At 50.1% G+C, this 11,000-nt stretch carries 6 protein-coding genes; 1 reads left to right on the top strand and 5 read right to left on the bottom strand.

Annotated features, from left to right (window positions below):
• Positions 1-106 precede the first annotated feature (106 nt).
• The 5 genes from KS4_RS13895 to xylA all read right to left on the bottom strand — a co-directional run bounded on the left by KS4_RS13895 (position 107) and on the right by xylA (position 6,519).
• On the bottom strand, positions 107-547 hold the full coding sequence (locus tag KS4_RS13895; RefSeq protein WP_145079323.1) for an ExbD/TolR family protein: 441 nt from the start codon (positions 545-547) through the stop codon (positions 107-109).
• Positions 547-1,350, bottom strand: coding sequence for a MotA/TolQ/ExbB proton channel family protein (locus KS4_RS13890; RefSeq protein ID WP_145079320.1), 804 nt, complete (start codon positions 1,348-1,350; stop codon positions 547-549). Before KS4_RS13890 ends, KS4_RS13895 begins: the two co-directional genes overlap by 1 nt.
• A gap of 570 nt (positions 1,351-1,920) precedes the next feature.
• Positions 1,921-4,107 (bottom strand): ATP-binding protein, encoded by a 2,187-nt coding sequence (locus KS4_RS13885; protein WP_200761276.1) that lies wholly within the window; start codon positions 4,105-4,107, stop codon positions 1,921-1,923.
• Between the two features lie 441 nt (positions 4,108-4,548).
• The gene (locus tag KS4_RS13880) at positions 4,549-5,016 is read right to left on the bottom strand and encodes a PEGA domain-containing protein (RefSeq protein ID WP_145079314.1); all 468 of its coding nucleotides are present in this window, start codon (positions 5,014-5,016) and stop codon (positions 4,549-4,551) included.
• 327 nt (positions 5,017-5,343) lie between these two features.
• A complete protein-coding gene (gene xylA / locus KS4_RS13875) occupies positions 5,344-6,519 on the bottom strand; it encodes a xylose isomerase (RefSeq protein ID WP_145079312.1) in 1,176 nt (391 codons plus the stop codon).
• A gap of 554 nt (positions 6,520-7,073) precedes the next feature.
• Here xylA and KS4_RS13870 point away from each other — a divergent pair.
• Positions 7,074-10,973: a hypothetical protein gene (locus tag KS4_RS13870; protein WP_145079309.1), complete on the top strand. Its 3,900-nt coding sequence runs from the start codon at positions 7,074-7,076 to the stop codon at positions 10,971-10,973.
• Positions 10,974-11,000: the final 27 nt, after the last annotated feature.

Below are 11,000 nucleotides of genomic sequence, written 5' to 3'. Positions count from 1 at the left end.
CACATCGACTCCCGTATCATCCCCCCCCTGTTGAGGGTTACTTACATTCCGTTGTTGATGCGTTGTTGAGTTTTTGTATTAATCAGTGAATAGGTGGTTGGGTGCGTTATTCGAGGCTTGAGATTGCTGAGGCTTTTTTGACTTCTGCGGCGCGGACGTCGTTGATGCCAAGTGCTTGGGCGAGGTCGATAATTTCGATTGCGGTGCCATAGGAAGATTCGCGATCGCCACGGATGACGAGCGTTTCGTTGGGGTAGTCTTTGGCGAGTTGCGAGAGGACATCACGTAGCTCGGGCATGGTGACTTGGCGCTGACCGAGGAAGATGTTGTTGAATTTATCGACGGTGATGCTGGTCTGCATGGCGTCGAGATTTGCGGTGAGTTGTGAGTTTTCTGAGCCGGGTAGGGCGATTTGCATCTGGAGTTCTTGATCGCGGAGTGTGCTTGCGGTCATGAAGAAGATGAGCAGCAGGAAGAGGATGTCGACCATGCCAGCAAGTGGCACGACGGGTTTAGCGCGTTCGCGGCTTTCTGAAGCGAATCCCATTAGGCATCCTCCTCGTTTGATTTACGACGAGGCGATTTCTTCGGAGTTGATGAGGCTGATGCTGTTTGAAGTTCAGGCTTGATGTGGTCTGCGACGGTGTGGATTGCTTGTTCGGCTTCGGCGAGTGTGCGGGTTGCGCGGCCCTTGACGATGGTGTAGAAGATGGTGGCGGCGATGCCGACGACGAGGCCGAACATGGTGGTTGCCATGGCTTGGCCGACACCGGCTGCGAGGATGGTTGAGTTGATGGAGCCGGTTTGCTCTTCGAGGCCGAAGAATGCGGTGATCATGCCGACGACTGTGCCGAGGAGACCGAGCATGGGTGCGACGTTGGCGATGTCAGCGAGGTAGCTGATGCGATTCCAAAGCATGTCAGCGCGGCGTTTGCCTTCGGTTTCGATCATGTCCATGATGACGCCCTGGTCTTTACCGGCGTGTTCACAGCAACGTTGGATGACAGTCGCGACGAAGAGGTTGCGATTGGCGCGGCAGAGGTCGGTGGCTGCTTCATACTTTTTGGCGAGTACGAGTTTTTTGACTTCTTCGAGGAAGTCGGTGGGGGCCATGGTTCGTTGGCTGATGGAGAGGAGGTAGACCACGAAGAGGAGAACGGCAATGACGGAGAGAGCCGCGATGGCGCCGTTGATGTATGGCGAGAACATGAACATTTGTTGGAATGTTGGGAGGGCGCCGGTTTCGGGGTCGATTGTGCCGACGGTTGGTGAGGCCTGGGCATATAGGAGCTGGCTAGTCGCGATTGCGGTCAAGAAAGCGGTTGCGCTTAAAACAATTGGTTTTTTCATCAGTCACATCCCTGCAGTTCGCATTGTGTAGCTGTTATCCATCACTAATTAAGCAGTCGCGCGTGTCGGCGTCTGCACGTAAACCCTCTCCCGAACCATTTACTTTTCCCCGTTTTGTACTTTTCCGCAGTGTTCCGTTAAACCACTGACCAGGCTGTGAACACGATTGAGAGCGTCTGCGGGGCATGAGGATCGCTGCGAAGAGCGTTGGGAAAAGTGTTTGGGGGAGTCGATTTAATACACCCAATCCATACCCACATCGGAAGTAAAACGGTGTGCCTGAAATTATGCACCCATGATAATCCACATGGACGGATCTCACACCCCCCAGCTCACCCGCCTTGCCTATTTTTTTGAGGTATTTCTGAGGAAGAGGCGCATGAGAGGCGTGGTAGTCGGGATATATGAATATCTATCGCGCATTGAGGGGAGTATGGCTCAATTTATCGTACTAATTTTTGGTTATGTTGTGTGTGGTTTGGTTATTGAGACGGGAAATGAGATGTGAGAGCGTTAAGGGGGTGTTTTTTTTTGCTTGGAGTGAGGAGTGAGAGCGAAGAAAGGGTGGGCTTATGGCGAATCGTTTTGATTGTGTAGATTGATGATATGAGCGCAAAGTTCGATGAGGCCGTGTCGATCGATGGGCTTGGTGGCGTATTCATCGCAGCCGGAGGCGATACATTGTTCACGGTCGCCTTCGAGCGCATGTGCGGTGAGGCCGAGGATGGGGAATTTGTAGCCGAGATTACGGATTTCACGGGTTGCGGTGAAGCCATCCATCACGGGCATTTGCATGTCCATGATGATAAGGTCGTAGTGGTGTGTTGTGCTGCTGAGGTTTTTAATTGTGTCGAGGGCTTCTTGTCCGTTTTCGACGGTCGTGACGGTGGCGCCTGCTTTTTCGAGTAGGTATGAGATGAGTTTACGGTTATCGGTGGCATCCTCTGCGAGGAGGATGTGGCGTTTTTGGAGGGAGATATTGGCGTTTGGTGGAGGTGGCTGAGAGGCTTCAGTGTGCGTGTCGGCGAGTTGTGAGATGCTGGGCCATTCGACGAGGCGATAGCCTTTGCCTTGGAGTGGGATATTGACGGAGAAGGTGGAACCGCGGCCTTTTTCACTGGTGAGTTGTAGCGAACCGCCGAGGAGTTCACAGAGGCGTTTGGTGATGGTGAGTCCAAGGCCTGTGCCACCGACGAGTCTGGTTGGGGAGTTATCGCCCTGATTGAAGGGTTCGAAGATTCGTTCTTTGGTGAGGTCATCGATGCCGATACCGGTGTCTGTGACTTGATATTGGAGCATACCGCCAGCAGATTCGTTTGTTTTCCATGGTTGCCAATCGGTGTATTGGCAGGTGATGGTGATGTTGCCCTCATGGGTAAATTTGATGGCATTTGAGACCAGGTTGATGAGGATTTGTCGGATGCGTGTGGCATCGGAGTTGATACGTTCGGGGACTCTGCCGATGACGTTTGCTTCAAGGGTGAGATTTTTTTCAGTCGCGCGGGGACGCATCAGCGAAAGGATTTCACCGAGAATCATGACGGGGGACATGGATTCTTCGAGAAGGCCGAGTTTGCCGACCTCGATTTTCGAGAGGTCGAGAATGTCGTTGATGATGCGGAGTAGATGTTCGCCGTTGCGGTGGATGGCAGAGATTGCGTTGAGCGTATTGTTGCGGTCTTGTTCCTCTTCGAGGGTGTCCGCGTAGCCAAGGATGGCGGTCATGGGTGTGCGGATTTCGTGTGACATGTTGGCGAGGAATTCAGATTTAGCGTCGGAGGCTCCCTCGGCCTGGTTGCGGGCATCAATGAGTTGTAATTCTGTACGCTTTTGTTTGGCGCGGTTCCAGAGTTGGAGCGCGACGAGGCCGGCGAGGAGAAGGAGGGTGAGTGTCATGATGAGGTTGAGGAGTGCGACGCGCGAGCGTTCTTGATCGAGCCAGCGATCTTGAGCAACGAGCATGACATGCATGTTTGAGCCGATGGTTTCGCCAGGGCTGCTGAGAGAGAAAATGTTGAGGTAGTATTTATCAGTTTTAGCGAGCAGGTCGTTGGCATCACCCTGTACGAGGGGTTGGATCATTTCTTTGAGTTGCTTGCCGGAGACAGGCGGGATTGATTTGCCGGATTGGATGGAGTCAGAGAAATAACGTCCGTCGTCGGTGACGAAATAGACGGAGTTGCCTTCACGGAGAAAGTTTTCGGCGAGCACTTTTTTGTTGATACGTTCAAAGCGTAAGCGTGTGGAGATGACGCCGATGCGTTGATTGGTTTCAGGGTCTATCACAGGAACACTAATGGCGATGGAGAGTCCTTGGGTGTCGAATAGTGCTGGGACGACGCGACAAGAGAATTGGAATTCGATTTGCTCTTTAACAAGATCGTTTTGCAAGCAGCCTTTAATGTTGTCTGCTGGTTCTTGCATGAGTGAGTAGAGGCGATTGATTTCTTCTTGATTTGGGTATGGATTGCCCATGTGATCCACAGTATTGATCGCAATGAGTTTGCCTTGTCGGTTGAAGATGGTGAGTGCGTCGATGTCCATTGTCATTTGGATGAGCTTGTTTGCACGCATAACAAGTTCGCCCATGTTATCTTGACGAAGGCCGTTGATGATAACGTCGTCGATGGCAAACATGCGGGTGCGGAGTAAAGCGGGATCGATTTCGTCGTGGATTTGATCTCGCAGGTTGACGCCGAGGTCATTGAGATATGAGAGTGCGATACTGCCCGTATCCTTTTGAATGGTATAGAGCATGTTGTAGATCATGTATCCGACAAGAATAAACAGTGCTAGAAGAAGGATACGGAAGATGCATTCGCAGTGGATAAAGGCGATGTGGCGTGAGCGCGGACGAGGAGTGTGCGAGCGAGATTGCCGCTTCAAATCGATGAATTGATTAGAATCAGATTTCAATACTCATACCTCTGCCAGACCTATTGTCAGAAGCGTTGCGGGGTGTCATTCTCCGTTGTGAAGAGCGAGTGAGCACTCTCTAAGTGATTTAGTTTTTAGTGAATATGACACATGTTCGCTTCAAATTGACAGGCAATTCTAGGCAAGGAATCGAGATATGACATGAGATGGTATGACGTGGTTTTGTAGCGTTTTTACTTAGATGAAATCGGCGATGTATGTATATAAAAAGGCTTCCTTTGCCAGGAAGCCTTGGTTGGAATCCGAATTATTTGAGAGCGTCTATTCTTTTGATAGATCTTTTTGCTTTTTGGCTTCTGCCTTGAGTGACTTTGCGTCCCAGACCATGACCTCGCTGTTCATGCCTGATTTGGCGAGATTGAGATGGATATCACCGGGGTTGAGGTTGTTGATGCTGCCGGTGGCGATATCTACGACGCCGCCGATAATGCCGCCGAAGACGATGTTACCGAAGACCCAACCGTTGAGTCCTTTTTCGATGTTTACTTGTGTGGTTTGGTAGCCGGGTTTTGTGACTTCAACAACGTGGTTGTTTTTCCTGCTGAGCGTGACGGTTGCGGGGGATTCGAGTGTCATGCCGTTGACGTTAAGAATTGCGCCGCTTGGCTCGGTGGAGATGGTAATGTCTTGGGTTGTGCCACTGATGATGGTTGCACATCCTGTTTGTAAAAGAAGGATGGCTGCACAGAAGCAGATAGCGAGCCAATTAAAGATGCGATTGTTTATCATGATTTGATGCCTTACCAGAAAAAAATTGTGAATACATGCGAGACTGCTTACAAGATAAGTTGTTTCGCTTTAACGTTTGGTTAAATCCGAGATGATGAATGGCTGAGATTTGAATTGCCTATGTCTCGATATTGAGGGCTAGTATAAATAAAAATGATAAATTCGTATAGTTTAGAGCGTTTTTCGTAAATACTTTCCGTGTTGACCAGTTGGTCGTAACGTAATTGAATGCTTATTGAAGTGAATCTACTGTTGATGGTGTTTCTGCTTATACAGCAAATCATTATACGAACTGCTCTAAGTAGGGATATGGCATTGTGGCCTTTCTTAACGAACGCCCATGAGGAGGTCGAATGTGAGCTGGTCGAGTTCTTCGTAAGGAAGGCGGCGTTCTGCGAGTTTGTGGCGGTTGAAGTTTGTGGCGAGGAGTTGTGCTGCGTTCTTTTTAGTAAATTTATTCGTTAGCGAGGTGAGTTTGCGGTTGTCACGGTTGATGAGTTTTACTAATTTTTGGATTTGCTTGTCTTTGTTGAATTGGTCGGTTTTGTATTCAAGTATTTTGTATGAACGCATGGAGCCTTTGGCGAATTCGATGACGTCTTGATGATCGGATTGTCGGTATGCGTGTGAGTCAAAGTGTTTGAAGCCGCGGTATTGTGTGTCGGTGAGCAGTTTGACGAGGAAAAAGGCTTGTTTGTAGCTGTTGCTTGCGAAGCGGAAATCTTGGTCGTAACGGCACATGACCTGGTCATTGAGATCGATATGGAAGAGTTTCTTGTGTTCGATGGCTTGTGCGACGTGGTGGACGAAATTTAAGCCGACCATGTTTTCGTGTGCGAACTCTGGGTTGACGCCGACCATTTTGGGATGGTCGAGTGTTTCGATGAAGCCGAGGTATGAACCGGTGACGGCGAAATAGATGTGGCCGCGGGGTTCGTTTGCTTTGGCTTCGAGGGCGAACTTGAAGCCAAAGTTTTGGTCGAGGTTGTATTTACAGAGGAAGTTGATGGCCTTGCGGTAGCGTTTGACGGCGAGGATAGGGTCTTTGGTGGCATCGGATTCGGTGCCTTCACGTCCGCCCCACATGACGTAGATTTTTGCGCCGAACTCAGCGCCGAGTTGCATGGCACGCATCGTTTTTTGGATGGCGTATGCGCGGATGTCGGCATCGTTGGAGGTGAACGCGCCGTCTTTGAAAACAGGGTCAGAGAAGAGGTTGGTGGTGGCCATGGGTATTTTTAGTTTGTTGCGGCGGAGCGCTTTGCGGAAATCAGATTTGATTTGTGCAGATGCTTGATCGGATGCATCCAAGGGGATGAGGTCGTTGTCGTGGAAATTGACGCCAAAGGCGCCGCCGGCTTGGCCGATGGCATCGACGATTTGGGCGGGAGTGAGGGGCGAGCGTGTGGGTTCGCCGAAAGGATCCCGGCCGGTGTTGCCGAGTGTCCAGAGGCCGAAGGTGAATTTGTCTGCAGGGGTTGGCGTGAAGGTGTTAATAGACATTTATCGCTCCAGAAAGTGCGAAATGCGGGTTGGATGTTTGCACAATTGGTAATTATGTATTGAACATGAGTGTGAATAATTTATGTTGAGGTGTGCGTTGTTGTGAGGTGATTTTAAGAATTGAGTGGCGTAACTGATTGCGTAAATGATGTTTAATGTAGCAGTTTGTTTGTTTAGCGTTAGTTAGGAGAAGCTCGATTGAGGAATATGCAAGTGAAAAGTGCAAAGATAGGAGAAAGCGGTGATCGTGACTGCCCAAAGTAGTTTGAATCAGGTAGGATATGACGAGAAGTTTTGGGGGTATGGAGGTGTGTTTCGAGGGGGACCGCATTGATATGATGCGGTTAATGCTGCTGTGATATTTGATAGGTCAGCGCGTCGCTTGAGCGATATATCTGAGAATTTGTTGAACATATTCTGAGTTAGGTACGTCTAAACGTGTGGCTGGGCCTTGTGAAAAGACAGCAATGAATCGTTTTGATGCCGGGAAAGCTATTGTTTCAGGCGTGTGATGTGTACGGATACCGAGGATTAATTCTGCGGGTGAGATAATAATGAAGATTAAAGTTCAATGTGAGCATTGTTTGACAATTTTTGATTTGCCAGCTGTATTGCAGGGCCAAACAGTCAAGTGTCGTTCGTGTGGTGAGGCTTTGAAGGCGGAGCCTATGAAGGCTGATGATTCATCAGGAGCCGCGGGGATAGGCAATGGTGCGCTATTAGGTGGGGATTTGTTTAGTCCGAATGCAAATCAAGATAATCAGGGACAGATCGGTGGTGAAGCCAGCGGTTTGATGCCGGGTGGTATGGCTGGTGGCCAGCCGAGTCAAGATCAAGGGCAGGGACAGGAAGGGTTCCCGGGTGCAGGCGGGACAGGTAGCAGCGGTATTGGTGCGCGTCGCGGACTGAAGGCTGAGGATTTGGGTGTGCAAGGTGCTGGGCAAACGCACGATGAGATGCAATCGCGCATGGAGCGGTTGTATGGGATGTATGCGGGTGAGGAACTACAGAAGGGTAAGAAGGGGAAATTTACTTTGGGGTTGGGGGTTGCTCTGGCTGTGATTTGTATCGGTGTTGTTGGCGGCGGTTATTTGGTATGGCAGACATTGGGGGATAGTAGTGATGTTGGTGGTACGGTTGCGGATGGGCCGAAGGATGCGCAGCCGATCGACATTATTGGGAAAACGATTAGCGATGAAGATGAGAAATGGGAGGTAGCGGAAGACGCGATGTTGAGCGAGTTGTCTGTGGCTGGTGGTGAAGTTTTTGCGAAATGGCAGGATCGCGGCAGGCAGTATGGTTTTGAGATGCGCGTGACACCATCAAAGTCAGATCGTGAGGCTTTTAAAGGGAATATACGTGGTGTGTTGTATCGGTCACTGACGAAAGACGGTGATTATGTACAGGTTGATAAGCGGCCAGTGGGAAAGATGAATCATGTTACGGGCGAGCTGGTCTTTGAAATGAAAGACAACTCGTTTATGGACGAGGAAAAGGTCGGTAACTTTGTTTACTACCGGTTGGTGGTATTGGACCGTGAGGGTAAGCGCGTGATCGATTCGCCTGTGGGTGAATTTCCTGTCGTGCGTATGCCTTTGGTGAAGGCCGGACGTGTGAAGTGGAATCCGATGGCAGAAGGCGTTGAGTCTGGTGAAATGACGGTGAAGGTGTATTTGGATATGCCGGGCTGGGATCATGTGTTGATTCACCGTGTGGCAAGCCGAGAGGGGATCAGTGAGATGTTGCCCGATACGAAATTGGGTGCACCGATGCGTGTGATGATGTCGTGCGTGATGCCTGTTGGGGCTGATATCACGGATACGGGTTTGGTAAATTGGCAGGTTGCGTCGAATGAGGAATTGATCAGGCGGGTTGATGGGGAGAGTGACTTGTCGCCGGTCGGTTTGTTGCCTGTATATGGTGACGGTGATGATGTGGTGGATATGGTGCCAAACGTACGTGAGTTTGAGAACCTTACGGTTGAGCAACGCCGCGATATGCGAGGTAACTTGTTGAGTCGCGGGATTATGTTTAAGCCAAAAGTTTCGGGTGATTTGCATGAGGTGAGTATTGCGTATGCGGGACAGCCGACGGATATGACGGTGGTGCCTTATGAGGATGAAGTGAAATTAAGTTGGGATGGAGCATCGGTTGCGGCAACTGCAAGTGCATATGCTGATCCGATGGGTTATGCGGTGTATCGCGTAAGTGGTCGGGGCGAGCGAAAATTACTGGATGTATTGAACATAAATGTGAGCGAGTATCGCGATACACAGGTCGAAGTGAATGGTCGTTATCGATATGAGGTTGTGGTTGTTCCGATTGGCTCGCCGAATGATGATGGGTTGGTGAAATCGAATGCTTGGGTGGCAGATGTTGGTGAGTTGCCGGTGTTGGTTGCGTACAGGCCGAGGGTTGAAAGCGATTGGGTGAAAGCAGAGCAAGGATTGGCGGCGCTTAATATTGTGCTTGGTCAATCAGAGTTGGTGTATTCCGGCTCATCCATGGAAACAATCAATGGTTTAGATGCGATCTCTGAAGTGCTTCGTAAAGAAGGCAATGTTCAGATTTTAGATCGCACACGGGTTGGTTTGTTCTATGATGCGATGTCACGCAATGGTGTGAAGGAGCGGGATGAATGGCAGGGGTTGCCTGCACATTTGGAATTTGTGTTTGTTGATGAATCACGTGTCGATGGAACACGCGTAGCGCTATGGGTGAAGGATTTTATGAGCGGCGGGAAGCGAAAGCTATATGAGGCGAAGGTCGGCGAATTATCCTTAACCGAGTTGGCTTTGGCGGTGAAGAAGTATGTGAGTCCATTGAAGCGTAGTGGCGCGTTTAGTGGGGTGGCCGATGCGAAAGGTCGGCCTGTGCACGCGTTGGTTGGGCCGATTGTGATGGCTGACCAGATGCGTAAATACTATGGTGCGGATCGTTTGGCTGCTGAGTTAGAAGGCAAGCTATTTGAAGTGTTGGATGGTGTGAACGTGAGTAACCTTCGTGAATCTACAGGGTTGCCGGGGCAGGGTACGCTGATGCTGACAGGGCGTGTATGGTTGGATGATGCGGGAGAAGCTGGTATCACGATGCGAGGCATCGATGTCTCGACGGGTGAGGTGATCGGCGAGAAACGTATTAATGTGATCGATGAGGGGGCAATGAATGTGTTGGGTGAATGGGTCCGTGGGTTGCAGGTGAGTAAGCAGACTCGTGATCGAGAAGATTCGGTGCTGATAGGTAAAGAGAAAATGATGGGGCGTCTGCATCAGGTATGGGCGCAAATGGGGGGTGTGCAGATTCCAATGGGGTTGGATGGCGAGGTTTATGTTGGCGAATTTATTGGATTGGGTGCAGAGCGGCCGGCGGCGTTATCGTGCCAACAGGCGCTTGGTGTGCGTGATGAGAACGATCCATTGTTACGTGTGAAGCCGTTTGTTGGCGGTGAGTGTAGTTTGCTGCTGGACGATTGGGTGGCGAAGTACGCGTCGTACGTCGAGGCTGACTTCAAAGGTTTCCAGATGGGGTATCAGACACTAATTGACCGCTTGAAATCGGATGAAGATTTGGGGCGTGTTTATGTAAGAGGCCAATTGATTGAGATTGATAGTAGAATGAAGTTGCGAGGTTCGCCGCGTCAGAGTGAGCGTGATATTGTTTTGACAACGGTTTTGCCGGGGTATCAGGGAGAAGGTTCAGGGCTGGATTACTTCACGCAATTAAGCAAAGATTTCGAAGCGGCACCGTATGCAGCAGGAGAAGCCTGGGGGCGTGTTGATGAACAAATATCGCTTGAGTTTTTGAAGGGTGTTGTGCACGGTGTTGACCGAGGTCGTTTTGGTACTTTGCCTCGTAAGATTAAACGTCCACCGAGTTTTGCAAAATATGTCGCAGCAAGAAAACTATTCGGCATGGGGCATCGTGAGGCAGTAGAGTACGTGAAGAATGTTGCTCGTATTTGCACATTCGTTCAGCGTAATTTGGGTAGGGCAGGTGCGGTGGCAGCTGACCATGTGCCTGTGCAAAATGCGATTCTGATTTTGATGTATGAGAAGGATCCAGAGACAATTAAGCGGATGAATCAACGGTCGTTTAGAAAGACGCATTTCCCTTCAGGTGAAGCGACAGCTGACATGATGCGGATGTTCATTGATGCTGATGAGCAGGCCTGGGAGTGGGTGGATGACGGCTTTATGGAGGGTGTTGACTGGCAGCTATTCAAATGGCGAAGTGTGATGGAAATGCGGATGATCACAGATGAAAAGCCAGATTTGTTTACCGAAGCCCATTATGTGCAGATGCGTGATTGGCTGGGGGCACCCATCCAGCATGGCATAAAGCATCGTATGCGTTATCCGGAAACGGTGGGTGAGCCTTCGATCGAGTTTGGTGTTGAAGCTGTCGAAAAGGAAAAGGAAGAGGTGAGTTCATCGCCGTTTGATTTCTTGAACTAAAACGATATTGACAAGCTAGAGATTGGC

It is taken from the genome of Poriferisphaera corsica (assembly GCF_007747445.1).
GTDB classification, from domain to species: Bacteria; Planctomycetota; Phycisphaerae; order Phycisphaerales; family Phycisphaeraceae; genus Poriferisphaera; species Poriferisphaera corsica.
This window is presented reverse-complemented; position numbering and strand designations above follow the sequence as displayed.